Below are 25717 nucleotides of genomic sequence, written 5' to 3'. Positions count from 1 at the left end.
GATGCACACTCTTCCCCATCCGGTCATCGTCGCGTAAAACTCGATGACGCATTCGCCACCGACAGTCGAGGCCAGCCCTGTCCACCCCGTCTCCCCTGATCCATCGCGCGCCGGAGCTACCCGCACCTGCGGATGCCTTCATCGCGTTCGTACGCGAAGAGCGCGCACCGCTGTGCGCGTTCCTGCGCACGCGGGGGGTCGGGCCTGAGGATGCGGAGGATATCGCGCAGGACTGCATGGAGCGGCTGATCCGCTACCGCGCACAGGGTCCGGACGAACTGCGCCTGCTGCTGTATCGTATCGCCCGCAACCGCCTGGCAGACCGCGGCCGCTCGCCGCAGTCGCGGCCGCATCTGCCGCTGGCCGAACACGATGGCAGCGACGAACCGTCCAGTTCCTCGCCCGATCCATTGCGCCAGGCCGAGTCAGGGCAGATGCTGTCCCTGCTGCGGCAGGCCCTGTTCAAGCTGCCCGAACGCGCACGCGAGGTCTATCTGCTCAACCGCATCACCGGCATGAGCTACACGCAGATCGCGCGGCATTGTGGAATTACTGCCAAGACCGTGGAAAAACATATCGCCCGGGCCCTGCAGGGCCTGCGTCAGGAGTTGGGATCGGATCCGCTGCACAACGACAGGGACGGCCAATGAGTGGCACCCCGCACAGGGATGATGCACAGCTGTTTGAACGCGCCAGCGCCTGGGTAGCCCGCCTGGAAGCCCCGGACTGCACGTCGGCCGAACGCGAAGCGTTCGAGGACTGGCTGGCCGAAGATCCGGCCCACGTCAAAGCCTGGGTGCAGGCCGAAACCCTGTTCCAGCAGGGTGCGGCGCTTGCAGCTGACCCCTGGCTGCGCACCGCCGCGGCACGCGCGGCGCGTCCGCCGCGCCGGCGCTGGTTGCCGGGCGTGGCCGCTGCTGCCGGTGTCTGCATGGCGATCGGCATCGGCTGGATGGTTGCCGTCGACGGCAACCCGACGCCGCAGGTCTACGCCAATGATTCGCACCAGCCACAGCAGCAGACGCTGGCCGATGGCAGCGTCGCCATGCTGGATGCCGGCACCACCCTCCACGCCCGCTTCGGCTGGCGCCATCGTGATCTGGTGCTGGAGCGGGGCCGGCTGCAACTGCAGGTCGCACCGTCGAACAAGGCGCTGAAACTGCACGCCGGCGACAGTACGATCCGCGACATCGGCACGACCTTCCAGGTCGAACGCCTGCGCGACGGCCTGGTCGAGGTCGCGCTGCTGGAAGGTGCCGTGGAAGTCAGCAACGGCGCAGCGCAGCACACGCTGGCGCCTGGCCAACAGCTGCAGGTACTGCCCTCCGGCCGCATCCAGCCGGGCCCTGCCCTCTCGTCCAACGCAGCCGCTGAAGGCTGGCTGCGGGGGCAACTGGTGTTCGATGCCACGCCCCTGTCGATCGTGGTCGAGCGCATGAACCGTTATGGCCGCACGCCGCTGGTGATCGTCGATCCGGAGATCACCGACCTGGCTGTAAGCGGCACCTTCCGCGCCGGTGATGCACAGGAGCTGCTGTCGGCGCTGGAACTGGGTTGGTCCGTGGCTGGCCAGACGCGTCCGGATGGCGCGCTGGAACTGCGCCGCACCTACTGAGGAGACCGGCAGTGAAGGCAGGTCCGGGTGCGCTGCAGTGGGGGCTGCTCCGCGCCCTGCTATGCCTTGCACTGGGTGTTGCCGCACTACCGATGGCCGATGCCGGCGAGCCCGCCGGCACGCTGGAGATCGACGTGGGTGCGGGCCCACTGGTGCCGGCACTGCAGCAATGGGCCCGGCAGAGTGGCACCGCCCTGCTGTTCGACGCACGTGAACTGGATGATCTGCGCACCACTGGCACACGTGGCCAACGCGATACCGGGGCCTCCCTGAAGCTGCTGGTCGCCGGCCTGCCGGTGAACATCCTGCGCACGTCCTCGGGTGCCTTTGTCGTGCGACGTGTCCATCCCGAGCCACCTGCCACGCCACCGAAAGCGGTCGCAGCCCCGCGCCTGCCGCACCCGGCTCCCAGGTCCGCCGACACGCCACACCAGGTGGAACTGGCACCCATCCACGTCACCGGCAGCCGGCTGCCGCGCTCTTCGGTGCAGACCACACTGCCGGTCACCACCATCGATCGCGACGACATCCTGCGCAGTGGCTACGGCAATCTGTTCGACCTGCTGCGGCACCTGCCCGGCATGAACGGCCATCCCGCCATGAGTACCTCGCGCGGCGGCGATTCGCAGTACCTGCCGGTGGGTGCAGCGGCCACCACCAGCCTGGACGGCATGGGCCCGCGGGCGACGCTGTTCCTGGTCAACGGCCGGCGCCTGCCGCGTTATCCCATGGTGTCGCTGGAACAGGGTGGGCTCACCGACCTCGGCGGCATTCCGCTGAGCTTCGTCGACCGCATCGAACTGGTACGCGGCGGTGCCTCGGCCATCTATGGGGCCGATGCCATGTCCGGCGTGGTCAACATCATCCTGCGCGACCAGGCCGATGGGCCCGAAGCCATGTTGCAGACCGGACTCAGCAGCCGCGGCGATGCGGGCCAGTACCGCCTGCAGGCCGCCACGGGCGGCGCGCGTGGCAATGGGGACCGCTGGTTTGCCGGCCTGGATCTGCACCGTGTCGAGCATGTCGCCGGTGACCAGCGTGACTGGCATGCGGAAACCTCGCTGTATCCGATCGGCGCGATCTTCGGCAACTGGTACGTGCCCGCCCGACGCTGCGAGCCGCCCCTGAAGCGGCGCGAGGATGGCTGCTGGTTTGACAGCGCGCGCCCGCGTTCGCTGCAGCCCGCCTCGGATACCGCGTCGGCCTACCTGCACTACCGGCATGAACGTGGCGAGGGACGCTATGCCTATGTCGAGGCACGGGCCAGTCACAACCGTCAGCGCTTCGACCTGGGCCCGACTGCCGTTGCCGTAGTCTCGCGCGGAATCACCTTCAACAGTGTGCTGCGCGAGGCCGGCAACGTGCGCCCCAGCGTCCGCGCCACCGATGCGGACGTCACCGTCGGCATCGGCCGTGACCAGGGCCGGCGCAGCTGGGAGGCGGGCATCAGCGCGCAGCGCAGCGAAGTCACACTGTCCACTGCTGGCACCGTACGCACGACGCGCCTGCTTGAAGCAACGCAGGCGCGCAGGTTCACTCCCGGCTTCGACGCACCTCCGGCGGCCGAGGTGGACACGCTGTTTCCATCCATCCGCAACCGCGGCAGAACCGCACAGTGGCAGGGTTGGTGGGGCGTGCAGCGTGAGCTGATGGCGTTGCCTGGTGGTCCTGCACAGCTGGCCACCGGCATCGACCTGCGCCATGAACGCTGGACCTCGCGTCCCGATGCGCTGCTCAGCCAGGGGGACCTCGCATTGGGCCTGCCGCAGCAGCAACGCCGCCTGTCGCGACAAAGCAGTGGCGTCTACACCGAGCTGGGCCTGCCGCTGGCACCCACGCTGCGCGCGGACCTGGCTGCACGCTGGGACCGCGACGGCGGCTTCATGGCGTTCTCGCCTCGTGCCGGGCTGCGCTGGAGCCCGACGCCGCACTGGTCGTTCCTGCTGGCCAGCGGGCGCGGTTACCGTGCACCGAGCCTGTTCGAGCAACGGCGGCCTCCCGGCTACTTCGGCTCGATCACGCTTCCGGTGTCCAGTGCCCTTCCGGAATGTGCAATCGCCACCCGCGGTGGCGGCTGCAGCGTCACGGCCAACGTCGTAGAGAACGATGCACTGAAGGCCGAGCGATCGCGCAGCCATTCGCTGGCAGCCACGTGGACACCCAACGACACGTTCTCGCTGTCGCTGACCCACAACATCGTGGAACTGCGCAACGAGATCCTCGCCCTGCAGCCCAGCGATGCGGTGTGGAATCGCAGTACCTGGGAACTGGATGAAGACGGCCACCTGAGCAGCCTGCGCCTGTCGTTCGACAACATCGGCCGCACCACCTCCCGCAACTGGGTGCTGCGTGGCGAGTACCGCATCGACAGCGGCAGCAACGGCCAGTGGTTGTTGTCGCTCGATGCGCTGAAACAGCAGGAGCTGCGCCGCCGCCGTGACCACGAGGCCGCCGTGGACCTGCGCGGCCACGTGACACCCGAGCTGGCTGCGGTGTTGAACGTGCAATGGCAGAACAGCAACTGGGACATCGCCCTGCGCGGCAACCAGGTCGGTCGCACCCGTGCCTGGCTGCCCGGGGCCGAGTGCCCGCAGGATCAGGTCGATCGGAACCACTGCATGAATCCACGCCAGCTGCGCTGGAACCTGCACCTCGCACGTCGGCTGGGGCCGCGCATCGTTGCAGCGCTGGATGTGCACAACGTACTCGATGCGCAACCGGTGAACTATCTGGTCGGCAATGGCGGACAGATGCCGGGCCTGGACGATCCGCTCGGCCGCTACTACCTGCTTACCCTGCAGTTCCGCTGAAGCGTAGTAATCTACGCGCCCTGTTCCACCGCGGTCCCCTTCCCCCATGAAAGCCTATCTCTGGTTCTGGGGCGCGTTCCTGCTGTTCTTCGCGTTGCCTTTTCCCTGCATTCTCTATTTCGGCACTTCGTGGCCGGTGGCGTTGGTCGACCGCAGCGCGCCGTGGCCGGCACTGTTGCTGCTCGCACTGTCGCTGGCCTTGTGGCTGACGCTGCTGTTCGCCTTCCTGCACTACCTGTTGCTGGGGCCACCGCGCGCACTGCACCGGGTGCAGTCGATCCTGGCCGACGGTGAACCGCGCAGTGCACTGATCGAACAGGCCGAACAGACCGGCGTGCAGGTGCGCGGCTTCGCGCAGTGGAAACTGCAGTTGTCCTTCAAGAACCTGTCAGGTACGCCGATCCGCGAACAGATGCTGGTGGTCGACAGCAAACCCCAGCTGCATCGCTTCGAGGTGGGCAGGCACATCGATGCGCGCCTGGGCCGGACGCCCGGGGCATTTCCCAACATCGTGCTGGACGGTGCGCAGCCCGAACTGAATGTCGCCAGCCTGTGGCGGCGTGGCATCGGTGCAGCACTCGGCATCGCAGCCGTTGCCGCTGCCTATGTGTTGGCCTACCGGCTGCAGAACGAGGGACTGGGCTGGACCTTCCTGTCGTTCGGTCACCCGCTGCTGGTATGCCCGCTGGTGCTGTGTGGCTATGCGCTGGGGCTGCGCCTGCTCGGCCGCCTGCTGCACGCCGATGCCCGCGGTGATGCGCTGAAGTATCGCGGCATCGGCGTGGAGGCCCGGGTATTGAAGGTCCGTCAGACCGGCACCTACCTCAACGAACAACCACAGGTGGAGTTCCAGCTGGAATACATCGACCGCGAAGGCAGCGTGCAGCAGGCCCGCGTGCGCCGCTTCATCCCGCTGATTGAACTGGCCAACATCCCGCGCGAGCACGTGACGCTGCTGTACGACCCGGATGACCGCAGCAACGTGCGGCTGGAGGGAATATGAAGCAGCCTCCCTCCACCCGCACGGTGTTCCTGGTACTGCTGCTGGTTCTGGCGGGCGCGGCCATTGCCGGCGGCGCAGTGCAGACCATCAGCGAAACGCTGGGGCATTCGGTACAGCCGGACCGGTTGCCCCCCTCCGTCCCGTCTCAGTCTCAGCGCGAACAACCCGTATCGCTTGTGCCGTCCCCGGCGCCCTTCCCCGCGGCGAGTACCGCTGCGGCGCCCGAGCGCAACAATCGCCTGTTCGATGCGGACTACCTGCTGGCTGCCCGTCAGGCACTGGAGCAGCTGCCGGCACTGGCCGGCCAGCGGCTGACGGTCTTCCACAGCATCCACTTCTACGACGATGGCCGCATCAACCTGGATCTGGTCGATCCGCAACAGCCTGGCCACGTCGACAGCTATCACTTTGAACGTGGCCAGTGGCGCAAGGGCAATCCGGTGAACCCGCAGCAGTTCGCGCCGACCATCAGCCTGCAGCGCAGCAGCACATCCCTGGCCAGCATCGATTTCGATGCCGTGCCACGCGTGGCCAAAGCGCTGCAGGAACAGCGCAATGCGCTGCAGAACCCCGCATCCGAAGTCGGCCATGTCTACGTGATCGTGCGCAAAGCCGGCAAACTGGTATGGCTGCCGGACGAAGTGGCCGGTGATCGCGAATCCGTGCGGCTGCAGTTCGACGCACAGGGCAACGCCCGCGGCGTAAGCCGTCAGTAGGCAACGCGACCCATCCAGCTCTGGCAGCCGTTACTCCAGCAGGTAGAGCAAGGCCATTTGTTCGCTGACGAGAAGACTTGAACCAGCCGGCAGCCAATGCGGATAGCCTCGATGGATCACAACTCCCAGTACTTGGAACCTTGGGTTTCATGCAGCCGGGATAGGAAGCCTGCAAGCGAGTCCGATGCTTCAGGCCAATCTTTTCGCTCGTCCAAAGGCAGGCAGACCAGCACCGTACCAAAGGCGTTCATCACCAGTAGATCTGAATCGCCGTAGAAGCGGCCAAATACGACATCGCCGCTCCGGAAATCCAACGGACGCGAACCAGCGAGGAAGGTCGTCTGAACGTGTGCATCCTCGACGCTGAGCATCTCCATGCCCCATTGACCGAATTGCTCGTCCTTGAACAATTCCGCCGAAGCGTACACCTTCCAGAATGCGAGCAACTGCGCTGGGCAGCCCTGTAATCGCCGGTCTTCTGATATTGCAGCACCACGTTCTACGAAGAAGGATCGAAGCAGGAAAGGACACGCCCCATGCTGATGCATGGCGACCCGAGGCTTTGACCACTCCGCCCGGATGGCATCGATAACTGCAAACAGCGCGTTGATTCCCCTAGCCATCAGAAAATCATAACGAGGCCAGGCTAGCGATGACCAGGCAAAACTGAACGGGCTATGGCGTACTGCGCGCCGTAGTAGGTGGACAACACCAGCAGGCTGGCCAACGGCAGGCCACCGGCGAAGCGGTCCCAGGCCAGCAGGGAATCGCTGGCCACGAACAGCAATGCACCTGCCCCGGCCCAGCGGGCGCTTCGGGCGTCCACGGCACCGGGCTGCGGGCTGCGCCACTGCCGTGCCAGGGCCAGCACCGCCATCGACGCCAGCACCACCACGTAGGCCAGCACCGGCACACGCATCGGCACCGGCAGGTGCGGCCACAGGCCCATCACGTTGAGCACGGCAAATGCACCCAGCAGCACAGCGGCGCCGAACAGCCCACGCCCGGCACGCAGGCCATCGCGGAAGGCGACGATGTAGCAGACATGCGCCAGCAGGAACGCGACCAGCCCCGGCATGAACGCGTCCATCGGCAGCATCAGCGCGATATCGCCCACGCACGACAGCAGCATGCCGGCCAGCACCGCGCGGCGGTAGAACGGCGGCGCCGGATCATGCACGCGCCAGACGATGGCGGCGATCAGCAGCGTGGTGGCCGGCTTGGCCAGCCAGTGCAGCCAACGCCCATCGCCGTGCAGGAATGCGCCCATGATGGCGAGGATCGCCGTCAGCAGGATCACGCCATCGCGGGCGCGTGGGTTCATCGTGCCTTCCACAGATCTGCAAGGCGGTCGGGCTTGCCGGTGATGCGCTCCAGCACCGGGTACTGCAGGCCACCGTGGTAAGCGATGCTCATGGTTTCAATGCGGTCGAACTGCTTCACCAGCAACATGATCGGCGCCTTGTCCTTCGCTGCCGAAGCCACCGCGTCCTTCAAGCGCTGGCTGCTGTACTCGCGCCCGCCCACCGCGATCACCTTCATGCCAGGTGCAAGACCGGCGTTGAAGGCCGGGCTGTCCCAGATCACATCACCGACCGTGCCGTTGTCGAGCACGGTCGCACCCAGCGAGTACGCCAGCAGCGCCGCCTTCGCGCGCTTCTCCTGCGCTTTGTAGGCATCGTTCGGGGTATCGCGGTAGACCAGCTTCCAACCCGCCAGCTCCAGGCCGCCAGTCAACGAACCGTGGCCGTCCAGGCGCCCGCGCAGGAACGTCGCCCAGTCATACGGCGCGATGCCGTTCAAGGTCGCCACCACGTCGTCAAAGGTGTAGGGGTTGACGTCCCAGTCGCCGTTGCCGACGCCGAAGAACGCACGCGCGAAATCGTCCAGACTGCGGCGATTGTCGCTCAGTTCGCGCATCTTGCCCTCCACTTCCAGCCACAGCATCTGGCCGCCGGAGTAGTAGTCCTCGCTCATCTGGTAGTTGCGGTAGGGCAACGTGCGGCGCTGGGCGATGGTCGGGTCGTTGGTGGTGTCCTGCAGTGGACGCCAGGCGAGGCCCGGCCGACCACGGTCATAGGTCGCGGCCACATTGGCCAGCATGTCACGCGCCTGCGCGGCCGACCACAGCCCGGAGCGCGCCGCCAGCACCTGGCCCCAGAACTGGGTCTGGCCCTCGTACACCCACAGCAGGCTGTCGCCCATCGGCACGTTGAAATTGACGGTGGCCAGATCGGCGCCGCGACGGTACTTGCCGTTCCAGGAATGGGTGTACTCGTGCGGCAGCAGATCGCGCATCCACGCGTTGCTGTCCCACTCGGTGAAGTAGCCCGGATCGGCACTGTTCTCGCTGGAACGGTGATGCTCCAGGCCGATGCCACCGAGGCGGTCGGTCAATGCCAGCAGGAACTCATAGTGGTTGTAGTGGCGCGCACCGTAGAGCTTGTCGGCCTGCTGCACCAGCGCGCGGTGCATCGTGATCTGCGCCTCGCTCGGCTTCAGCGACTTGGCGTCGTCGGCAAACACATTGAGGTGCACCGGTACCTTCGCGCCCGGATCGAGATCAATGCGCTGATAGTGCTCGCCGGCAAACAGCGGCGAATCGACCAGGTGGTCGTAGGAGATCGGCTTGAACACCACGGTGTCGCCGTCGCGGCGCGCGGTTTCCAGCGCAGTGGCGAATGACCAGCCCTTGGGAAGGGTCACGCTGGCCTGCGCCTGCAGCTGGCGCGCATCGACGCCGGCCGGATACAGCGAATTGGCATTCCACTGCAGGTTGAGCATCTCCGGAGTCATCACCACCCGCCCCTGGCTGCCACCCTGCGAAGACAGGAAATCGAAGTGGGCGACGATCTCGCTGGCGCCCTCCGGCACGTTCACCTTGAACGCATAGACGTTGTACTGATCGCGCTGCCAGGCCAGCGGCTTGCCGTTGGCGGTCACGCGCAGGCCGGCCAATTTATCGATCGGGCCGGTGGGCGAATGGTTGCCGGGAATCCACTGCGGGTACAGCAGGGTCATCGGGCCGGGTTTGGCCGGCACCGTGGCGGTCACCTTGAAGATGCGACGGGCCAGATCGCGCGCGTCGACCTCGATGCGCAGCAGGCCGGCAGCCGCCGCGTTCGCCGGTGGCGAGGTCTGCGCCAGTGCAGGCGTGGCCGCCAGCGCGAACAGCAACGACATCGCCAAGGCTCGGGTCTTCATCGGGCAACTTCCAACAACGGAGAATCCTCCGATGCTAGGCCTGTAACGTGCCCCGCCCCATGGCCAAAGGTCATGGGGCGAGCGCTCATCCGCGCACGCCAAAGGCGTGCGAACCAAGGTTCGCACCCGCCAGAGCAGTTTCAGTAGATCCACGCCATGCGTGGATGAGGCGCTTCCGCGGTCAGTCGACCAACCGCAACCGTAGTTCCTTCGGCAGCGCGAACACCATCGATTCCGGTTCGCCGTCCAGTTCGCCCACGCCGCTGGCGCCCAGCTCGGCCAGGCGCGCGAGCACGCCGTCGACCAGCACCTGCGGCGCCGAGGCACCTGCGGTCACGCCGATGTGCTGCTTGCCTGCCACCCACGCCGGATCGATCTCGTGCGCGCCGTCGATCAGGTACGACTCCACGCCCTCACGGCGGGCCAGCTCGCTCAGACGGTTGGAGTTGGAGCTGTTCGGCGAACCGACCACCAGCACCAGGTCGCAGCGCTTGGCCAGGTCGCGCACGGCGTCCTGGCGGTTCTGCGTGGCGTAGCAGATGTCGTCGTTCTTCGGGCCCTGCATCGCCGGGAAGCGCTCGCGCAATGCATCGATGATGCCGCGCGTGTCGTCCACCGACAGCGTGGTCTGGGTGGTGTAGGCGAAGTTTTCCGGCTGGTTGATGTGCAGCGTGGCAACCTGCTCCACGTCCTCCACCAGGTAGATCTGGCCGGTGCCGGCTTCGCGGTTCCACTGGCCCATGGTGCCTTCCACTTCCGGGTGACCGGCGTGGCCGATCAGCACCACGTCACGGCCGGCACGGCAGTGGCGGGCGACCTCGAAGTGGACCTTGGTCACCAGCGGGCAGGTGGCGTCGAACACCTTCAGGCCACGGCGCTCGGCTTCCTGGCGCACCGCCTGGGACACGCCATGCGCGCTGAAGATCACCGTGTTGTTGTCCGGCACTTCGTCCAGTTCCTCGACGAAGATCGCGCCGCGCTGCTTCAGGTCGTCGACCACGAAGCGATTGTGCACCACTTCATGGCGGACGTAGATGGGTGCGCCCAGCGTTTCGATCGCGCGCTTGACGATCTCGATCGCACGATCGACACCGGCACAGAAACCACGCGGGTTGGCGAGCAGCACATCCATCAGTTCAGTCTCCCGGCAGCGGCCGGCTTACGGTTTCGGGTTGGCATTATCCGCCTTTTTGGCGGACTTGCCGTCGAACAGGCCAAACAGGGCGATGCCGATGGCCCCCACCACGATGGCCGAATCGGCAATGTTGAACGAGGGCCAGGTGTAGCTGCCCACGTACCACTGGATGAAATCGACCACGTGGCCGTGCACCTGGCGGTCGATCACGTTGCCGATGGCCCCGCCGATGATCAGCGCATACGGCACGGCGGCCTTCCAGTTGCCACGGGCGGTGCCGCGCAGCCACCAGGCCATCAGGCCGCTGATGACGATCGCCAGCACGGTGAAGAAGTGCTTCTGCCAGCCACCGGCGTCGCTCAGGAAACTGAACGCCGCACCGGTGTTGTAGGTGCGGTACCAGTTCCAGAAGCCATCGATGACCACCACCGGCTGGAACTCCGGCAGGCTCGACAGGACCCAGGCCTTGGACCACTGGTCCAGGCCGATGATGGCCGCCGACAGCAGCAGCCAGACCAGGGCGTTCGGATGTGGACGGGGCGCGGCCATCAGAACCAGCTCCGCACTTCACCGGCACCGGTGATGTTGCTCACGCAGCGACCGCACAGCTCCGGATGATCGGCATTGCTGCCGACGTCGGCGCGGTGGTGCCAGCAACGCACGCACTTGGCCTTGGTGGTCGGCTGGGCGCTGACGAACACCTCGTCGGTGGTCGCCGGACGCACCTGCACGTCACCACTGATGAACAGGAAACGCAGTTCATCGGCCAGCGGCTGCCAGCGCGCGGCCTGCTCTTCGCTGGCGGCGATGGTGATTTCCGCTTCCAGCGCGGCACCGATGGCACCGTTGGCGCGCATCGGTTCCAGCACCTTGGCCACCTGCTCGCGCACAGCCAGCAGCTGGTCGAAATCGGCGGCGTTGAGCTGCGCATCGGCCGGCAGCGGCGCCAGGCCGTCGTACCAGGTGGTGAACAGCACGTGGCCGGCGTGCTCGCCCGGCAGGTAGCCCCACAGCTCGTCGGCGGTGAAGGTCAGGATCGGTGCGACCCAGCGGGTGAACGCTTCGGCGATGTGGTACATCGCGCTCTGCGCCGAACGGCGACCGTGCGAATCGGTCGGCATCGTGTACAGGCGGTCCTTGGTCACATCCAGGTACAGCGAGCCCAGGTCCACGCTGCAGAAGTTCAGCAGCAGCTGCACGATCTCGGCCATGTTGTAGCCGTCGTAGGCCGCCTTGATCTTCTCCTGCAGCTCCCACGCGCGATGCACGATCCAACGGTCCAGCGCGACCATCTGATCCAGCGGCTGCAGGTGCTGGGCCGGATCGAAACCGTCCAGGTTGCCGAGCAGGAAGCGTGCGGTGTTGCGCAGGCGACGGTAGGCGTCGGCGTTACGCTTGAGGATCTCCTGCGACAGCGACATCTCGTTGCTGTAGTCGGCCGAGGCGATCCACAGGCGCAGGATGTCCGCGCCCAGCTTGTTCATGATGTCCTGCGGCTCGATGCCGTTGCCCAGCGACTTGGACATCTTGCGGCCGTGCTCGTCCACGGTGAAGCCGTGGGTCAGGCACTGCTTGTACGGGGCGCGCTTGTCGATGGCCACGCCGGTCAGCAGCGAAGACTGGAACCAGCCACGGTGCTGGTCGGAACCTTCCAGGTACAGATCGGCCGGCTTGCCGAAGCCACGCGCGGCGAGCACGCCCTCATGAGTCACGCCCGAATCGAACCAGACGTCGAGGATGTCGGTGACCTTCTCGTAGTCGGCCGCTTCGGCACCCAGCAGTTCGGCAGCATCCAGCGAATACCACACGTCGATGCCCTCGGCTTCGACGCGGTCGGCGACCTGCTGCATCAGTTCCACCGAACGCGGGTGGATCTCGCCGGTCTGGCGATGGGTGAACAGTGCGATCGGCACACCCCAGGTGCGCTGGCGCGAGATGGTCCAGTCCGGACGACCGTCGACCATGCTCTGGATGCGCGCCTTGCCCCAGGTCGGGAACCAGCCGACGGTGTCGATGGCGGCCAGCGCATCGTTGCGCAGGTTGGCCTTGTCCATCGAGATGAACCACTGCGGAGTGGCGCGGAACACCACCGGCGTCTTGTGGCGCCAGCAGTGCGGGTAGCTGTGGCGGATCGGATGGAACGCCAGCAGCGAACCGTTGTCGCGCAGCACGCCGACGATGGCCTCCTGCGCCTTCCACAGGTGCTGGCCAGCCAGCACCACGTCACCGGCCGGCGGGGTCGATTCCAGGTACACGCCACGGCCGTCGATCGGGGTCACCTGGCCGGCGTTGTACTTGTCCAGCAGGCCGTACTTCTGGCTGACCACGAAGTCTTCCTGGCCATGGCCGGGGGCGGTATGCACCGCACCGGTACCGTCCTCGTCGGACACATGGTCGCCGTTGAGCACCAGGATCCCGCGTTCCGGGTAGAACGGATGCGCCAGGAGCTGGTTTTCCAGCGCCGCGCCGGTGGTTTCACCGTGCAGCACCACTTCGTCCACGCCGTAGCGCTGCAGTGCGCGCTCGGCCAGCGCGGCAGCCAGCACCAGCCAACGGCGCTTGCCGTTGTGCGCCGGGCCTTCGGCCAGGATGTAGTTGATCTCCGCACCAAGTGATACCGCCAGCGAGGCCGGCAGCGTCCACGGGGTGGTGGTCCAGATCGGCACCGCCACTTCGACGTCGGCCGGCACGCTCACGCCGAACGCCTGGCCGATGGCCTGCGCATCACGCGCGGCGTAGGCCACGTCGATCGCCGGCGATTCCTTTTCCTGGTACTCGATCTCGGCCTCGGCCAGCGCCGAGCCACAGTCGAAGCACCAGTACACCGGCTTGGCGCCGCGGACCAGGTGGCCATTGGCCACGACCTTGGCCAGCGCACGGATCTCGTTGGCTTCGAAGTCGAAGCTCAGGGTCTTGTACGGGTTGTCCCAGTCGCCGGTCACACCCAGGCGCTTGAAGTCCACGCGCTGGATGTTGATCTGCTCTTCGGCGAACTCGCGGCACTTCTGGCGGAATTCAACGGCGTCGAGCTTGGTGCCGACCTTGCCCCACTTCTTTTCGACCGCGATCTCGATCGGCAGGCCATGGCAGTCCCAGCCCGGCACGTAGGGCGCATCGAAGCCGGCCAGGTAGCGCGACTTGACGATGATGTCCTTCAGGATCTTGTTGACCGCGTGGCCGAGGTGGATGCGGCCGTTGGCGTACGGCGGGCCATCGTGCAGCACGAACAGAGGGCGGCCGGCGGCGTTGTCGCGCAGCTGCTGGTAGAGCCCCTGCGCTTCCCACTGCGCCAGAATGCCCGGCTCGCGCTTGGGCAGGTCGCCGCGCATCGGGAATTCGGTGGCTGGCAGGTTCAGGGTGGTCTTGTAGTCCTGGCTCACGCAGTGGCTCGCAATCTATGTTCGGAAAGGATGGCGCGCGCCTGTTCGGCGTCGCGGTGCATCTGGTCGGTCAGGGCCGCCAGATCATTGAATTTCTCTTCGTCGCGCAGCTTGGCGACGAATTCCACTTCGATGTGTCGACCGTACAGGTCGCCCTGGAAATCGAACAGGTGGGCTTCCAGCAGCGGCTCCACGCCCTCCACCGTCGGCCGCGTGCCGAAGCTGGACACCGACGGCCACGGCTGGTCGAACACGCCGTGCACCCAGGTCGCGTAGATGCCCGACAGCGCAGGGGTCTTCGGGAAACGCAGGTTGGCGGTGGGGAAGCCCAGCGTACGGCCGAGCTGGCGCCCGCGCACCACCCGGCCGCTGATCGCGTACGGTCGGCCCAGCAGATCGTTGGCGCGGGCGAAGTCGCCCTCCTGCAGCAGCTGGCGGATGCGGGTGCTGGAGATGCGCTCGCCATGCAGGTCGACCGCTTCGATTTCACCCGCGGTAAAGCCCAGTTCGGCGCCCATCTTCTGCAGCAGGGCCAGGTCGCCGCGACGGCGGTTGCCGAAGCAGAACTCCGGCCCGATCCAGACCTCACGCGCACTCAGGCGATTGACAAGCAGCTGGTGCACGAAGGTCTCGGCCGGCATCGCCGCCATTGCCGCGTCGAAACACAGCAGGCCGATCGCATCGACACCGAGCTCGCGCAGGATCTCGACCTTGCTGCGGGCCAGGGTCAGCCGCGGCGGCGGCGTGCCCTGGGCGAAGAATTCACGCGGCAGCGGCTCGAACGCCACGGCCACCGCGGCCACGCCCAAGGCGCGCGCGCGGGCAACCGCGTGGCGGACCAGCGCACGATGACCCAGGTGGAGGCCGTCGAATGCACCGATACAGACCACGCTTCCGTTCGGGAACAGCTCCCCGCCCTCGACGCTTCTGAACAGCCTGCTCATCAACTCTCGTTCCGGCCCGACCGGGGCCGCCGTTTCAATGGTGTAACCCTGAAGTATAGCCGCCACGGGCCGCGATCAATGCCCACGCAGGTCGCGCGGGCGGAAGCCCATCGCCAGCATGGCCACCGCGTAGGTCGCACCGCCACCGCCGACCAGCAGCGACAGGCTGCCGATCCGCTCCCAGACACCCATCGCGGAGAACGCTGGCAGCCAGTGCAACAGGGCCAGCAGCACACCAACCATGGCCGCACAGGCCAGCAGCAGGCGCAGCAGATAGCCGCCCCAGCCCGGCCGGCGCTGGTAGACGTCGGTCTTGCCCAGCCAGTACCACAACAGGCCCAGGTTCAGGTAACTGGACAGTGCGCTGGCAATGCCCAGCGCCAGGTGCAGGCCCGGCTGCTTGCCGATGGCCGCCATTACGCCCTGCGCTTTCAGCTCATCGGGCACCATCACCTGGTACAGCACGGCCAGCAGCGCGAAGTTGAACACCATGTTGGCCACCAGCGCGGCCACACCGGCACGGACCGGCGTCTTGGTGTCCTGGCGGGCGTAGAACGCCGGCAGCACCACCTTCAGCAGGGCGAACGCCGGCAGGCCGAAGCTCAGGCCGTACACCGACAGCGCGGTCATGCGGGTATCGAAGGCGCTGAACTGGCCGTGCTGGAAGATGGTCGCGATCAGCGGCTCGGCCAGCAGCAGCAGGCCCAGCATGGCCGGCACCGAGATCAGCAGGGTCATGCGCAGGCCCCAGTCCAGCGAGCGCGAGAAGCCCTCGCGGTCAGTACTCACGTGGTGGCGAGCCAGCGCCGGCAGGATCACCGTGCCCAGCGCCACGCCGAACACGCCCAGCGGCAGCTCCAGGAAGCGGTCGGCCAGCGACAGCCAGGACTGCGAGCCATCGGTCAGCTTGGCCGCGATGACGGTGTCCAGCAGCAGGTTGATCTGCGCCACCGACGAGCCGAACAGGGTCGGCACCATCAGCGTCATCACCTTGCGCACGCCCGGGTGGCGCCAGCCCCAGCGCGGCAGAGTCAGCAGGTTGATGCCCTTCAGCGAGGGCAGCTGGAACAGCAGCTGCAGGATACCGGCGGCCAGTACCGCCCAGCCCAGTGCCAGGATCTGCTTCTCTGGAGTGCCGCCCAGCCGCGGGGCCAGCCACAGCGCACCGGCGATCATGCACAGGTTGAGGATGACCGGGGTGAGCGCCGGCATGGCGAAGCGCTGGAAGCTGTTCAGCGCGCCGCCGGCCAGCGCGGTGAGCGAGACGAACAACAGGAACGGGAAGGTCAGGCGGAACAGGTCGATCAGCAGGCCCTGCTTCACCGGGTCGGTATCAACGCCGCTTGAGAAGACCGAGGCCAGCTGCGGTGCGAAGATCAGCGCCACGGCGGTGACCAGCATCAGCACCGCCCCCAGGGTACCGGCGGTGCGGGCCATCAACTCACGCAGTTCGGCGTGGCTGCGGGTTTCCTTCACTTCCGTGAACACCGGCACGAAAGCGGTGGCGAAAGAGCCTTCGGCGAACAACCGGCGCAGGAAATTGGGTACCCTGAAGGCAACCCAGAACGCATCGGTGACCGCATTGGTGCCGAACGTGGTGGTGATCACCTGGTCCCGGACAAGTCCGAGCACCCGCGAGACCATGGTCATGCTGCTGAACGACAGCAGGCCTCGCAACATCTTCGGTGAACTCACTCAGCGTCCCTCTTGACAATCGACTTGACGTGCATTTCTCGGGCCATCATACTAGCTAGCTTGCTGTTCCCATAACACCGATTTTTTCAGGAAACCACCACCGTGGCCAATATCAAGTCCGCCAAGAAGCGCGCCAAGCAGACCGTCGTGCGCAACGCGCGCAACGTGGCTCAGCGCTCGATGCTGCGCACCGCTGTCAAGAAAGTGATCAAGGCGCTGGACGCCAACGATGCCGCCGGCGCCGAAGCCGCCTTCGCCGTTGCCCAGCCGATCCTGGATCGCTTCAGCGCGCGTGGCCTGATCCACAAGAACAAGGCTGCTCGCCATAAGAGCCGCCTGAACGACCGCATCAAGGCCCTCAAGGCCGCCTGATCCGGCGTTGCCGCCCTGCCCTTCGGGGTTTGGGCTGCAGACAAAAGCCCGGCCTCGGCCGGGTTTTTTGTTGCCTGCGGTCCGGGCGATCCGCGGGGCCGCGCGGCCGGCACTACCAAATGAAAAACCCGGCCGAAGCCGGGTTTTTCGCATGGAACCACAACGGCATCACTGCGCGTTGCGGGCTTCCAGCTCGTCTTCCTTCTGGCGATCGAAGAACGCCATGATCCGGCTCATGATCGGGAAGGTGCCTTCGCGGCCCAGCGCCGAGACCAGGAACCACGGCTCCTTCCAGCCCAGCTCGGCGACGATCTGCTCGGCCGCGGCCTTCGCTTCGTCTTCGAACATCAGGTCAGCCTTGTTCAGCACCAGCCACCGCGGCTTCTGCAGCAGCTCCGGATCGTGCTTTTCCAGTTCGCGCTCGATCGCACGCACCTGCTCGACCGGGGAAATGCCTTCCACCCCACCTTCCATCGGCGAGATGTCCACCAGGTGCAGCAGCAGACGGGTGCGCTGCAGGTGCCGCAGGAACTGCGCACCGAGGCCGGCGCCATCCGCGGCCCCTTCGATCAGGCCCGGAATGTCGGCAATCACGAAGCTGCGGTAGTTCTCCACCTTCACCACACCCAGGTTCGGGTACAGCGTGGTGAACGGGTAATCGGCCACCTTCGGCGTCGCCGCCGAAACGGCGCGGATCAGGGTGCTCTTGCCGGCGTTGGGGAAGCCCAGCAGGCCGACGTCGGCCAGCAGCTTCAGCTCCAGCTTCAGCGTGCGCTCCTCACCCGGCTCGCCCGGCAGCGCCTGGCGCGGCGAGCGATTGGTCGAGCTCTTGAAGTGCATGTTGCCCAGGCCACCGCGGCCGCCCTTGGCCACCAGCAGGCGATCGCCGTGCTGGGTCAGGTCGCCGATGACTTCATCGGTGGCGACGTTGATCACCACGGTGCCGACCGGCACGGTGATGGTCAGGTCTTCGCCGCCCTTGCCATAGGCCTGGCGCCCCATGCCGTTCTCGCCACGCTGCGCCTTGAAGATGCGCTCATGGCGGAAGTCGACCAGGGTGTTCAGGTTTTCGTCGGCGCGGATGTAAACGCTGCCGCCCGCACCGCCGTCGCCGCCGTCCGGGCCGCCGAGCGGAATGAACTTCTCGCGACGGAAGCCAATGCAGCCGTTGCCGCCGTTGCCGGCGAACACTTCGATTTCTGCTTCGTCTACCAGTTTCATTGTTTCGATGCCTGCGATGGGCGCGGCCTGCTGGCCGCCACCTTGAATGTCATGCCGGCCGCGGGCCGGTAACCCGGCCAAGCCGGTCTTGCTTCAACTCTAACGAAAAGCCCCGCCGAAGCGGGGCTCTTCATGCAGCACTCCCATGCCGGGGCACGGGTGCCGGCGATGCCTGGATCAGGCGTCGGCCGAGACGATGCTGACGGTGCGGCGCTTCTTGGCGCCCTTGACCGAGAACTCCACCTTGCCGTCCACGAGGGCGAACAGGGTGTGGTCACGGCCCAGGCCAACGCCCGAACCCGGGTGGAACTGGGTGCCGCGCTGACGCACGATGATGTTGCCGGCTTCGATGGCCTGGCCGCCGAAGATCTTGACGCCCAGGTACTTCGGGTTGGAGTCGCGACCGTTGCGCGAGGAGCCTACGCCCTTTTTATGTGCCATGACTGCTTCTCCTGATGCTTAGCCGGCGATGCCGGTGATCTCGATTTCGGTGTAGTACTGACGGTGACCCTGACGCTTCATGTGGTGCTTGCGGCGACGGAACTTGATGATCCGGACCTTGTCAGCACGACCCTGGGACAGGACCTTGGCGGTGACGGCAGCGCCCTTCAGCGCATCGCCCAGCTTCACGCCGTCGCTGTCACCCAGCATCAGGATGTTGTCAAACTTGATCTCGCTGCCGACTTCGACTTCGAGCTTTTCAATGCGGAGCTTTTCGCCCTGCGCCACGCGGTATTGCTTACCGCCGGTGACCAGTACTGCGTACATGACCAGGCCTTCCTCTGTAGTTATTGTGGTCTGAGCTGCCGCCATCGAGGGCGGACAGGAGCGGAATTGTACGCAGATCAGCGGGCGCGGGTCAAGTCAACCCCTGCACAGCCCGGGGCCGGCCCTGTAGGGCCGAGCCATGCCCGGCTGAACGGTCCGGGGCCCAGGCAGCCGGGCATGGCCCGGCTCTACACAAAGCTGTCGGCCTGTCTCATCAGGTGAGACATCGGGCTGGCATTGTCGCCCATTGCCCCCATCTGGTCACCTCGGTAGGCTGACCGATTGCCGTTCCCTGCTGGCCCGGCACCCAGCCAACGCCCCCACAACCGGATCCCCCATGGCGATGGATTTCATCCGCATCCGCGGCGCGCGGACGCACAATCTGAAGAACCTCGACCTCGACCTGCCCCGCGACAAGCTGATCGTGATCACCGGCCTGTCCGGTTCGGGCAAGTCCTCGCTGGCGTTCGACACCATCTATGCAGAAGGCCAGCGCCGCTACGTCGAATCGCTGTCGGCCTATGCGCGCCAGTTCCTGAGCGTGATGGAAAAGCCGGACCTGGACCACATCGAAGGCCTGTCTCCGGCCATCTCGATCGAGCAGAAGTCGACCTCGCACAACCCGCGTTCGACGGTCGGCACCATCACCGAGATCTACGACTACCTGCGCCTGCTGTACGCCCGCGTCGGCACTCCGCGCTGCCCGGACCACGGCTATCCGCTGGAAGCGCAGACGGTCAGCCAGATGGTCGATCAGGTACTGACCCTGGACCCGGAACAGCGCTACATGCTGCTGGCCCCGGTCATCCGCGACCGCAAGGGCGAACACGCCCAGGTGTTCGACCAGCTGCGCGCGCAGGGCTTCGTGCGTGTGCGCGTGGACGGCGAGCTGCATGAAATCGATGCGGTGCCGCCGCTGGCGCTGCGCCAGAAGCACACCATCGAGGCGGTGATCGACCGCTTCCGCCCGCGCGAGGACATCAAGCAGCGCCTGGCCGAGAGCTTCGAGACCGCGCTGAAGCTCGGCGATGGCATGGCCTCGGTGCAGAGCCTGGACACCGCCGACGCCACGCCTGCACTGTTCTCCTCCAAGTACTCCTGCCCGGTCTGCGACTACTCGCTGCCGGAGCTGGAACCGCGTCTGTTCTCGTTCAACGCACCGATGGGTGCCTGTCCCGGCTGCGATGGCCTGGGCATCGCCGAGTTCTTCGACCCTTCGCGCGTGGTCGTGCACCCGGAGCTGTCGCTGGCCGCTGGTGCGGTGCGTGGCTGGGACCGTCGCAACGCCTACTACTTCCAGCTGATCGCCTCGCTGGCCAAGCACTACAAGTTCGACGTGGACGTCGCGTGGAACTCGCTGTCGGCCAAGATCCAGCAGGCCGTGCTGTACGGCAGCGGCGACGAAACGATCACCTTCACCTACTTCACCGAAGCCGGTGGCCGCACCCAGCGCAAGCATCGCTTCGAGGGCATCATTCCCAACCTCGAACGCCGCTACAAGGAAACCGAATCGTCGGCGGTGCGCGAGGAGCTGTCCAAGTACATCAGCGAACAGCCGTGCCCGGAATGCAACGGCGCGCGCCTGAACAAGGCGGCACGCAACGTGTTCGTGGCCGATCGTCCGCTACCGGAGCTGGTGGTGCTGCCGATCGACGAGGCACTGAAGTTCTTCAGCGAACTGAGCCTGCCGGGCTGGCGCGGCGAGATCGCCGCGAAGATCGTCAAGGAGATCGGCGAACGCCTCGGCTTCCTGGTCGATGTCGGCCTGGATTACCTGACCCTGGAGCGCAAGGCCGACACCTTGTCCGGAGGCGAGGCGCAGCGCATCCGCCTGGCCAGCCAGATCGGCGCCGGCCTGGTCGGCGTGATGTACGTGCTCGACGAGCCGTCGATCGGCCTGCACCAGCGCGACAACGAACGCCTGCTCGGCACCCTCACCCGCCTGCGTGACCTGGGCAACACGGTGATCGTGGTCGAGCATGACGAGGATGCGATCCGGCTGGCCGACTATGTGCTGGACATCGGCCCGGGCGCGGGCGTGCACGGCGGCGAGATCGTCGGCCAGGGCACCCTGCAGGACATCCTGGAGGCACCACGCTCGCTGACCGGCCAGTACCTTTCGGGCAAGCGCGCGATCGAGATCCCGGCGCGCCGGCACACCCCGAACCCGAAAATGACCCTGCATCTGCGCGGGGCGACCGGCAACAACCTGAAGGGCGTGGACCTGGCGATTCCGTCGGGGCTGCTGACCTGCGTGACCGGCGTGTCCGGCTCGGGCAAGTCGACCCTGATCAACGACACCCTGTTCTCGCTGGCCGCCAACGAGATCAACGGCGCCTCGCATCCAATCGCTCCCTACAAGGAGATCGATGGCCTGGACCTGTTCGACAAGGTGGTGGACATCGACCAGTCGCCGATCGGCCGCACCCCGCGTTCGAACCCGGCCACCTACACCGGCCTGTTCACTCCCCTGCGCGAACTGTTCGCACAGGTGCCCGAAGCGCGTGCGCGTGGCTATTCGCCGGGCCGCTTCAGCTTCAACGTGCGCGGCGGCCGCTGCGAAGCCTGCCAGGGTGATGGCCTGATCAAGGTCGAAATGCACTTCCTGCCGGACGTGTACGTGCCGTGCGATGTCTGCCATGGCAAGCGCTACAACCGCGAGACGCTGGAGATCCTGTACAAGGGCTTCAACATCAACGACGTGCTGGAAATGACCGTCGAGGATGCGCTGAAGCTGTTCGAGCCGGTGCCGTCGATCGCGCGCAAGCTGGAAACACTGGTCGACGTCGGCCTGAGCTACATCAAGCTGGGCCAGAGCGCGACCACATTGTCCGGTGGTGAAGCGCAGCGCGTGAAGCTGTCCAAGGAACTGTCACGCCGCGATACCGGCCGCACCCTGTACATCCTCGACGAGCCGACCACCGGCCTGCACTTCCACGACATCGAAGCGCTGCTGGGCGTGCTGCACAAGCTGCGCGACGAAGGCAACACGGTGGTGGTGATCGAGCACAACCTGGACGTGATCAAGACCGCCGACTGGATTGTGGATCTGGGACCGGAAGGCGGCCATCGCGGTGGCACCATCCTGGTCACCGGCACGCCGGAGGACGTGGCGGCCTGCCCGCAGTCGTACACCGGCCAGTTCCTGGCCCGCATGCTGCCCTCCACCAGCGCGCGCCCGGAGCAACCGGCTGCGGTGGCCAACAAGCCCGACGCCCGTCCGCCACGCAAGGTGAAGCCTGAGAAGCCGGCGAAGAAGGCGGTGGCTGCCAAGAGCACCGGCAAGACCAGCAAGACCGCGACGACCCGCAAGAAGAAGGACGCCTGATGAGCAGCGAACACAAGATCCTGGCCCGCATCCCGATCAGCGTGCGGTGGCGCGACATGGACAGCATGGGCCACGTCAACAACGCCAAGTACATTTCCTATCTGGAAGAAGCCCGCGTGCGCTGGATGCTGGGCGTTGAAGGCGTGTCGATGACCGACCGCATCGCACCGGTGGTGGCCGCGACCAACGTCAACTACCGGCTGCCGATCGTGTGGCCCAACGACATCCTGGTCGAGCTGTTCGTCGAGCGCCTGGGCAACAGCAGCGTGACCATCGGCCACCGCATCGTCGACCAGCAGGACGATTCGAAGCTGTATTCCGACGGTAACGTGGTGGTGGTCTGGATGGATACGCAGACCGGCAGGAGCGCACCGCTGCCGGAGGCGATCCGCAGCGCGTCGAGCTGATCCGCTTCTGGTAGATGCCGATCTTGGTCGGCGTCTGGTCCGCCGGGCGTGGCCCGGCGCTACCGTTGCAATTCAAAGGACTGACATGATCCACCAGACTGAACTGAGCGACCTGCTGCCCGGCATGGTCCCCTTCCCCACCGACGTCTTCCCCGCTGACCAGGCGTGGCTCGCCCAGCATCTGCTGCCGCTGCTGAAGATCGACCTGGGCGTGCTGCGCCCGGAACTGGCTGGCCAGGTGGCGACGATGCTGTGCCCGATCGAGCCGTACGAAGGCTGCATCGGCGACAACACCGAAGAACACCACAACGAGTTCACCGGCAGCAACTGGATCTCGTTCGAATTAACGGACGACAACCGCATGCGCTTCCTCGGCAACGAGGGCTATTTCCAGGGCGACGCAGTAGAAGACGAAGACGCGCGTGCGCATAGTGCTGAGATGCGCGGCAGCCATGCCAAGGCCCAGGCCTATTTCCAGCAGCACGGCAGGCTGGCCAGCTATTCGCGCTATGGCGATGGTGAGCCCGGCGAGCAAGCGTGGCTGGATGCGCTGGGCGGCGCGATTTCGTATGGCAACTGGACGGAGACTGCAGAGATCCCGACAGCATTTGGGATCTCAATCCTCCCTCCAATGCATGACCGTGATCGCACGCCAGACATGGAAGACGTAACCATCACCCGCAATGGCAACAAGTTCTTCGCCGTGGCCGAAGTCGCCGGCTACAACTGGTGCGCGGCCGGCGCCGATGCCATCGTGATGCTGTACGAGCCGGAAAGCCGCACGGTGCTGTTCTCGTACGACTGGACGTAGCGTCTCGCCGAGCATGACCCGGCGAAACTGGCGACGCGTTACGGCGCGACCTTGCGCACGGTCAGTGTCGCGCTGGCCTCGCCACCGCCCTCCAGCTGAAGCCGCAGCGGCACTGCCTGCCCCTCCTTCAGCGCGCCCTTGCCCTGCATCAGCATCAGGTGCAGGCCACCGGGCTTGAGCTCGGCACGCGCGCCCGGTGCCAATGGCATGCGCTCGATCGCGCGCATGCGGCTGACGCCATCAACGATCGTGGTCTCGTGCAGCGACACATCATCGAAGCTGCTGCTGGCTGCGCCGGTGATCACCACCGCCTTGCTGCAGCCGTTGTGGATCACGCCGTAGCCGGCGGTCATCGGCATCGCCGGATTCGGTGGCAACCGCGCCCAGCCCTGCTCCACCGTGACGCAGGCCGGTTCCGCCGCCGAAACCGATGCTGCGGCCGCACACAGAACCAACAGTACGCCAACGAATGGTTTGGTTATCATCGTCCAGGTTCCTTCTTCGCAACGAGACCGCAGCATGACGACGCTCATCGAGGTGATCAACCATGGCCCCATTCGCGAACTGCGCCTGGCGCGGCCGCCGGTCAACGCACTGGACACCGAACTGTGCCGGCAGTTGATCCATGCCATCGAGCTGGCCATGGCCGAAGACGCGCACGGCATCGTGCTGTCGGGCAGCGAGCGCATCTTCACCGGCGGCATGGACGTGCCGCACCTGCTCTCGCACGGCGATGACAAGCACAAGTTGCTGGACACCTGGAACGCCTTCTTTGGCGCCGTGCGCACGCTGGCCGAGAGCCGCATTCCGGTGGTCGCGGCGATCACCGGCCACGCCCCGGCGGGTGGCTGCGTGCTGGCCCTGTGCTGCGACTACCGCGTCATGGCGCGCAGCGCCGATCCGTCGCGACCGTATGCCATCGGCCTGAACGAAGTGCAGGTCGGCCTGATCGCACCGGAGGGCATCCAGCGCCTGCTGCGCCGTGCGGTGGGCGTGCACCGCGCCGGTGTCCTGCTGACCACCGGTTCGCTGGTGCCGGCCGAACAGGCGCTGCAGATCGGCCTGGTCGACGAACTGGCCGAAGGTGACCTGGTGGTCGCGCGTGCCGTGGCCTGGCTGCAGAACCTGCTCAAGCAGCCGCGCCAGCCGATGCTGCTGACCCGCGCCATCGCCCGCGCGGACCTGCACGTGGCGCTGCAACCGGACCTGATCCAGCTCGACCGCTTCGTCGAGGCCTGGTTTGCGCCGGACGCACAGAACGCCCTGCAGGCGCTCGTGGCCCGCCTCGGCAAATAGCGGTTGCCTCGCCCGGGGTCAGATCCCTTTCGCCGGGCGAAAGGGAACTGACCCCTGACCGGTATAATCAGGCCCTCTTTCACTGCCGTGGCCGCCCCCTTGAACGACACGCCCGAACCCGTCGTCTCCGAGCTGATCGACCTGCTCACCCTGGAGCGGCTGGAGGACAACCTGTTCCGCGGGCAGAGCCGCGACATCGGCACCAAGTACGTGTTCGGCGGGCAGGTGCTGGGCCAGGCGCTGGCCGCGGCCCAGGCCACGGTCGACAACGGCCGCCACGTGCACTCGCTGCACGCCTACTTCCTGCGCGCCGGCAACATCGACCACCCGATCGTCTACGACGTGGACCGCACCCGCGACGGCGGCAGCTTCTCGGTACGCCGGGTGACTGCGATCCAGCACGGCAAGGTGATCTTCTTCTGTGCGGCCTCGTTCCAGCAGGCCGAGACCGGCGCCGAGCACCAGCACAAGATGCCCGAAGTGCCGCAGCCGGAAGACATCGAGCCGAACCGTCCGCTGCCGGCCGAAGTGCTGGAGCGGCTGCCGATTAAGGTGCAGCGCTGGCTGTCGCGCGGCGGCCCGTTCGAGTTCCGCCACGTCTACCCGCGTGACGAACTGAACCCGCCCAAGCGCCCGCCCTACCACCAGGTGTGGCTGCGCCTGAGCGAGCCGGTAGGCGATGCCCCGGAGCTGCACCAGGCGCTGCTGGCCTACGCCTCCGACTTCCATCTGCTGGGCACGGCGACGTTCCCCCATGGGATCAGCTACTACCACCCGCACGTGCAGATGGCCTCGCTCGACCATGCAATCTGGTTCCACCGCCCGTTCCGTGCCGACGACTGGCTGTTGTACTCGCTGGACAGCCCCAGCGCGCAGGATTCGCGCGGCCTGGCCCGCGGCCAGTTCTTCACCCGCAACGGCGTGCTGGTGGCCAGTACCGCGCAGGAGGGCCTGATCCGCGTGGTTCCCGACCAGGCCGCGGCCGCCGCCGTGCCGGCCAAGGAGTAAACCG

23 protein-coding genes are annotated in these 25717 nt (G+C 66.3%); 11 read left to right on the top strand and 12 right to left on the bottom strand.

The features are described from left to right. Positions 1-140: 140 nt before the first annotated feature. The 5 genes from G5A07_RS06440 to G5A07_RS06420 are packed head-to-tail and all read left to right on the top strand — an operon-like array spanning position 141 to position 6144. Positions 141-650 carry an RNA polymerase sigma factor gene (locus G5A07_RS06440; protein ID WP_029379863.1) on the top strand — a complete coding sequence of 170 codons (510 nt, stop codon included), beginning with the start codon at positions 141-143 and terminating at the stop codon, positions 648-650. Further along, positions 647-1615, top strand: a complete 969-nt coding sequence (locus G5A07_RS06435; protein ID WP_191863046.1) for a DUF4880 domain-containing protein — start codon at positions 647-649, stop codon at positions 1613-1615. The genes G5A07_RS06440 and G5A07_RS06435 overlap by 4 nt, the downstream gene beginning before the upstream one ends. 11 nt (positions 1616-1626) lie before the next feature. Continuing rightward, the gene (locus tag G5A07_RS06430; protein ID WP_191863045.1) at positions 1627-4425 is read left to right on the top strand and encodes a TonB-dependent receptor; all 2799 of its coding nucleotides are present in this window, start codon (positions 1627-1629) and stop codon (positions 4423-4425) included. A gap of 46 nt (positions 4426-4471) precedes the next feature. Beyond that, the gene (locus tag G5A07_RS06425; RefSeq protein WP_010483300.1) at positions 4472-5428 is read left to right on the top strand and encodes a hypothetical protein; all 957 of its coding nucleotides are present in this window, start codon (positions 4472-4474) and stop codon (positions 5426-5428) included. Further along, a complete protein-coding gene (locus tag G5A07_RS06420) occupies positions 5425-6144 on the top strand; it encodes a hypothetical protein (RefSeq protein ID WP_049411367.1) in 720 nt (239 codons plus the stop codon). The genes G5A07_RS06425 and G5A07_RS06420 overlap by 4 nt, the downstream gene beginning before the upstream one ends. Before the next feature lie 116 nt (positions 6145-6260). Here the strand turns inward: G5A07_RS06420 and G5A07_RS06415 are convergent, their stop codons facing one another. From G5A07_RS06415 to murJ, 8 genes are all read right to left on the bottom strand, one after another. Beyond that, positions 6261-6767, bottom strand: coding sequence for a hypothetical protein (locus tag G5A07_RS06415; protein ID WP_019337508.1), 507 nt, complete (start codon positions 6765-6767; stop codon positions 6261-6263). Positions 6768-6790: 23 nt separating this feature from the next. After that, positions 6791-7468, bottom strand: a complete 678-nt coding sequence (locus tag G5A07_RS06410) for a lysoplasmalogenase (RefSeq protein WP_191863044.1) — start codon at positions 7466-7468, stop codon at positions 6791-6793. Further along, complete coding sequence (locus G5A07_RS06405; protein WP_191863043.1) at positions 7465-9348, bottom strand: M61 family metallopeptidase; 1884 nt, start codon at positions 9346-9348, stop codon at positions 7465-7467. The genes G5A07_RS06410 and G5A07_RS06405 overlap by 4 nt, the downstream gene beginning before the upstream one ends. A gap of 181 nt (positions 9349-9529) precedes the next feature. Continuing rightward, entirely contained in the window at positions 9530-10480 is a 951-nt protein-coding gene (ispH, locus tag G5A07_RS06400; RefSeq protein WP_019337505.1) for a 4-hydroxy-3-methylbut-2-enyl diphosphate reductase, read from the bottom strand. 27 nt (positions 10481-10507) lie between these two features. Further along, positions 10508-11032, bottom strand: a complete 525-nt coding sequence (gene lspA, locus G5A07_RS06395) for a signal peptidase II (RefSeq protein ID WP_010483311.1) — start codon at positions 11030-11032, stop codon at positions 10508-10510. After that, positions 11032-13863 carry an isoleucine--tRNA ligase gene (gene ileS, locus G5A07_RS06390; RefSeq protein WP_191863042.1) on the bottom strand — a complete coding sequence of 944 codons (2832 nt, stop codon included), beginning with the start codon at positions 13861-13863 and terminating at the stop codon, positions 11032-11034. Before ileS ends, lspA begins: the two co-directional genes overlap by 1 nt. After that, the gene (locus G5A07_RS06385; RefSeq protein WP_191863041.1) at positions 13860-14807 is read right to left on the bottom strand and encodes a bifunctional riboflavin kinase/FAD synthetase; all 948 of its coding nucleotides are present in this window, start codon (positions 14805-14807) and stop codon (positions 13860-13862) included. Before G5A07_RS06385 ends, ileS begins: the two co-directional genes overlap by 4 nt. Before the next feature lie 75 nt (positions 14808-14882). Continuing rightward, on the bottom strand, positions 14883-16487 hold the full coding sequence (gene murJ / locus G5A07_RS06380) for a murein biosynthesis integral membrane protein MurJ (RefSeq protein ID WP_191863040.1): 1605 nt from the start codon (positions 16485-16487) through the stop codon (positions 14883-14885). A gap of 117 nt (positions 16488-16604) precedes the next feature. Here murJ and rpsT point away from each other — a divergent pair, with 117 nt between their 5' ends. Then, positions 16605-16874: a 30S ribosomal protein S20 gene (rpsT, locus tag G5A07_RS06375; RefSeq protein WP_005408560.1), complete on the top strand. Its 270-nt coding sequence runs from the start codon at positions 16605-16607 to the stop codon at positions 16872-16874. Between the two features lie 168 nt (positions 16875-17042). Here the strand turns inward: rpsT and cgtA are convergent, their stop codons facing one another. The 3 genes from cgtA to rplU form a co-directional block, all read right to left on the bottom strand. Next, complete coding sequence (gene cgtA, locus G5A07_RS06370) at positions 17043-18095, bottom strand: Obg family GTPase CgtA (protein WP_049455611.1); 1053 nt, start codon at positions 18093-18095, stop codon at positions 17043-17045. A 177-nt stretch (positions 18096-18272) separates the two neighbouring features. After that, positions 18273-18536, bottom strand: coding sequence for a 50S ribosomal protein L27 (rpmA, locus tag G5A07_RS06365; protein ID WP_005415704.1), 264 nt, complete (start codon positions 18534-18536; stop codon positions 18273-18275). 18 nt (positions 18537-18554) lie between these two features. Continuing rightward, positions 18555-18863: a 50S ribosomal protein L21 gene (rplU, locus tag G5A07_RS06360; protein WP_005408557.1), complete on the bottom strand. Its 309-nt coding sequence runs from the start codon at positions 18861-18863 to the stop codon at positions 18555-18557. Between the two features lie 337 nt (positions 18864-19200). On the opposite strand from rplU, the gene uvrA reads away from it, so the two are divergent. The 3 genes from uvrA (at position 19201) to G5A07_RS06345 (ending at position 23409) form a co-directional block, all read left to right on the top strand. Beyond that, positions 19201-22191, top strand: coding sequence for an excinuclease ABC subunit UvrA (gene uvrA, locus G5A07_RS06355; RefSeq protein WP_191863039.1), 2991 nt, complete (start codon positions 19201-19203; stop codon positions 22189-22191). Beyond that, positions 22191-22598, top strand: a complete 408-nt coding sequence (locus G5A07_RS06350; RefSeq protein ID WP_010483330.1) for a thioesterase family protein — start codon at positions 22191-22193, stop codon at positions 22596-22598. The genes uvrA and G5A07_RS06350 overlap by 1 nt, the downstream gene beginning before the upstream one ends. A gap of 85 nt (positions 22599-22683) precedes the next feature. After that, positions 22684-23409, top strand: a complete 726-nt coding sequence (locus G5A07_RS06345) for an enolase (RefSeq protein ID WP_191863038.1) — start codon at positions 22684-22686, stop codon at positions 23407-23409. Between the two features lie 38 nt (positions 23410-23447). Here the strand turns inward: G5A07_RS06345 and G5A07_RS06340 are convergent, their stop codons facing one another. Then, on the bottom strand, positions 23448-23894 hold the full coding sequence (locus G5A07_RS06340) for a copper chaperone PCu(A)C (RefSeq protein ID WP_191863037.1): 447 nt from the start codon (positions 23892-23894) through the stop codon (positions 23448-23450). A gap of 34 nt (positions 23895-23928) precedes the next feature. On the opposite strand from G5A07_RS06340, the gene G5A07_RS06335 reads away from it, so the two are divergent. Together G5A07_RS06335 and tesB are read left to right on the top strand one after the other, a co-directional pair. Then, on the top strand, positions 23929-24705 hold the full coding sequence (locus tag G5A07_RS06335) for an enoyl-CoA hydratase/isomerase family protein (RefSeq protein ID WP_010483336.1): 777 nt from the start codon (positions 23929-23931) through the stop codon (positions 24703-24705). 99 nt (positions 24706-24804) lie between these two features. After that, positions 24805-25713 (top strand): acyl-CoA thioesterase II, encoded by a 909-nt coding sequence (gene tesB / locus G5A07_RS06330; protein ID WP_005412623.1) that lies wholly within the window; start codon positions 24805-24807, stop codon positions 25711-25713. Positions 25714-25717 lie beyond the last annotated feature (4 nt).

The organism is Stenotrophomonas sp. AS012628, assembly GCF_010608305.1.
GTDB lineage: Bacteria > Pseudomonadota > Gammaproteobacteria > Xanthomonadales > Xanthomonadaceae > Stenotrophomonas > Stenotrophomonas geniculata.
Note: the sequence above shows the minus strand (reverse complement) of the source record. Positions and strands in the feature narration are given on the sequence as shown.

What these genes read in the sequence shown, in the direction of transcription:
- G5A07_RS06435 (WP_191863046.1), top strand. Translation starts at nt 647, where the DNA reads ATGAGTGGCACCCCGCACAGGGATGATGCACAGCTGTTTGAACGCGCC.
- G5A07_RS06425 (WP_010483300.1), top strand. Translation starts at nt 4,472, where the DNA reads ATGAAAGCCTATCTCTGGTTCTGGGGCGCGTTCCTGCTGTTCTTCGCG.
- G5A07_RS06420 (WP_049411367.1), top strand. Translation starts at nt 5,425, where the DNA reads ATGAAGCAGCCTCCCTCCACCCGCACGGTGTTCCTGGTACTGCTGCTG.
- G5A07_RS06415 (WP_019337508.1), bottom strand. Translation starts at nt 6,767, where the DNA reads ATGGCTAGGGGAATCAACGCGCTGTTTGCAGTTATCGATGCCATCCGG.
- G5A07_RS06410 (WP_191863044.1), bottom strand. Translation starts at nt 7,468, where the DNA reads ATGAACCCACGCGCCCGCGATGGCGTGATCCTGCTGACGGCGATCCTC.
- G5A07_RS06405 (WP_191863043.1), bottom strand. Translation starts at nt 9,348, where the DNA reads ATGAAGACCCGAGCCTTGGCGATGTCGTTGCTGTTCGCGCTGGCGGCC.
- ispH (WP_019337505.1), bottom strand. Translation starts at nt 10,480, where the DNA reads ATGGATGTGCTGCTCGCCAACCCGCGTGGTTTCTGTGCCGGTGTCGAT.
- lspA (WP_010483311.1), bottom strand. Translation starts at nt 11,032, where the DNA reads ATGGCCGCGCCCCGTCCACATCCGAACGCCCTGGTCTGGCTGCTGCTG.
- G5A07_RS06385 (WP_191863041.1), bottom strand. Translation starts at nt 14,807, where the DNA reads ATGAGCAGGCTGTTCAGAAGCGTCGAGGGCGGGGAGCTGTTCCCGAAC.
- murJ (WP_191863040.1), bottom strand. Translation starts at nt 16,487, where the DNA reads ATGTTGCGAGGCCTGCTGTCGTTCAGCAGCATGACCATGGTCTCGCGG.
- cgtA (WP_049455611.1), bottom strand. Translation starts at nt 18,095, where the DNA reads ATGAAACTGGTAGACGAAGCAGAAATCGAAGTGTTCGCCGGCAACGGC.
- rpmA (WP_005415704.1), bottom strand. Translation starts at nt 18,536, where the DNA reads ATGGCACATAAAAAGGGCGTAGGCTCCTCGCGCAACGGTCGCGACTCC.
- rplU (WP_005408557.1), bottom strand. Translation starts at nt 18,863, where the DNA reads ATGTACGCAGTACTGGTCACCGGCGGTAAGCAATACCGCGTGGCGCAG.
- uvrA (WP_191863039.1), top strand. Translation starts at nt 19,201, where the DNA reads ATGGCGATGGATTTCATCCGCATCCGCGGCGCGCGGACGCACAATCTG.
- G5A07_RS06350 (WP_010483330.1), top strand. Translation starts at nt 22,191, where the DNA reads ATGAGCAGCGAACACAAGATCCTGGCCCGCATCCCGATCAGCGTGCGG.
- G5A07_RS06345 (WP_191863038.1), top strand. Translation starts at nt 22,684, where the DNA reads ATGATCCACCAGACTGAACTGAGCGACCTGCTGCCCGGCATGGTCCCC.
- G5A07_RS06340 (WP_191863037.1), bottom strand. Translation starts at nt 23,894, where the DNA reads ATGATAACCAAACCATTCGTTGGCGTACTGTTGGTTCTGTGTGCGGCC.
- G5A07_RS06335 (WP_010483336.1), top strand. Translation starts at nt 23,929, where the DNA reads ATGACGACGCTCATCGAGGTGATCAACCATGGCCCCATTCGCGAACTG.